Consider the following 1870-nt stretch of genomic DNA (forward strand, 5'->3'; position numbering starts at 1 on the left):
AGGAAGTTTTGTTCCAGGATCTCGATCAACTCGGGCGCTTTCTCATGTTTAGCCTGGTGCAGCGCCAGCTTGAATTTCGGATTTAAGTCTGCATGTGTCTGCGGTTGGCCACCAGCGTTGGGATCTAGATGCAATCGCAGCCATTGGATGGCCGTCTTTTCATTGGTGACGAACAAGGAAAGCTGAACTACCCCATTCGAATCCATCACCGCCCGATCGTATTCGGTCACCTGCTCGGGTAGGAAGTACATGCCGTCGCGCAGGACTAAGCGCTGGTGCAGCCCGGCATAAAACTCGGGAGCAGAAATAGGCACCATCACTCCACGCTGTATGTGGAAGGCGACCATACGATCAAAGAGGAGAAAGGCCTGGCGCTCTGCGTTAACAATCAATTCGCCCTTAAGTTGGTTCAAGACTGGTAGTTTGCCGAGGTGGTACCGAACAAATTCCCAAACGCCATCCTCATCCCCTGCTTTTAGGTTGAAGTTTTCTTCTAACTTGCCGTTCGGTTTATAGGCTGTAATGATCAAATCCTGTTTTACCAAGTTTTGTACAGACTGTTTATAAGTCTCTTGTTGCTTATCCAGTGTTCGCACATCGGCTACAACAAATCCAGCCTGCTGCATACTTAACTGAATGGCATTCCAAACGGAGTTTTGCGAGTTGTGAAACTCAACCGTAATCCACCTGCCAGGACGTATGACGCGATAAAGTTCTTGAAAGGCCGAATACATTAACCTCTCGTAGTCTGCCAGCGTTCTATTACGTCCTTTATCCATCACAGCTTCTGGGTCTCGGGCAGTTAATACTTTCAACCATGATTCCCAAAAATAATTTAACTCTGAGTAATGCAGATTGTTTCCAAATGGAGGATCAATAAAAATGTAATCTACTGAATTAGCGGGAAAACTTGATGTGTTTGTCGTTGATTGACAAGTGATTACAGATGCTCCATTGCGACCGGGCATACGCAACTTTATGAGACGTTCGAGCTTGTGTGTCATTGAGTAAGATGGTGACACTTCTGAAATAAGTGACCCAACAAAAAGGGTGCCAGAAAAATAACGATTCACCTGAGAAAAGTGGTTTGCGGAATATCGATTCATCTTGGTAAAACCAAGACAACTCCCCTGAATGAAAAATTTTGCAAAATTAGATCCTGCTTTTTTCAGATCTAATTTTGACCATAATTTTGCGTATGCTATCAATGCTCGGCGAAAATAAAAATGGTGAAGGTGAGTAATACCTTTTAAGTGGTATCCATCCTTTCCTTTTCTTTCGCCTTCCAACATTTCGCTTGAAGGGAACCAGCCTGGAACATCAATTCTTTCGGTTTTTTCTAGTACATTCAAATCTTCAACATCTGGCTGTTTTTCAAAACGCTTCTTCCCGTACTGGTAACTTATCAGAACGGGCTTGTATTTAACAAGCTTATGCATCCGTTGAAGCGCCTGATCGTAATAGGAAATCCATACTCTTTCCAGACTTTTTTTGTCTAATTTGGTTTCACAAGCAGAACACTTAAAACTATCATTCACAGCAAAAGAATCTTTATTTACAGCTATATCAAAAAATACTAACTCTCTTCCACATTGCGGACAAGTGAAAACCTCGCTCCAAACTGTAAAGTTGATGCGCGCCTTTACCCGATTGGGGTCGTCACAGTGGGGATGCCAGGTTTCATACATCCAGCCGCATTCCTGCTCCACTTCCTTCAGAATGCGTTTCGCCTCGCGCTCGAAGGCGGCGGTGTCCACGGGAGTGTTGTAGTTGTATGCAATGAACGTGGCAGCCGGCGAAAGGTCATTCAAGACAGCCTTGCGCGCGCCCAGCCGGGAGATGGCTTTCTCGCCGTCCCATACTATTCCTT

General features: G+C 45.0%; 1 protein-coding gene. It reads right to left on the reverse strand.

Going from position 1 to position 1870, the window contains the following annotated elements:
- A partial coding sequence (locus tag NC238_00055) for a DNA methylase (GenBank protein ID MCM1564346.1) occupies window positions 1-1870 on the reverse strand: 1870 nt, incomplete at both ends.

Source organism: Dehalobacter sp. (assembly GCA_023667845.1).
Lineage (GTDB): Bacteria > Bacillota > Desulfitobacteriia > Desulfitobacteriales > Syntrophobotulaceae > Dehalobacter.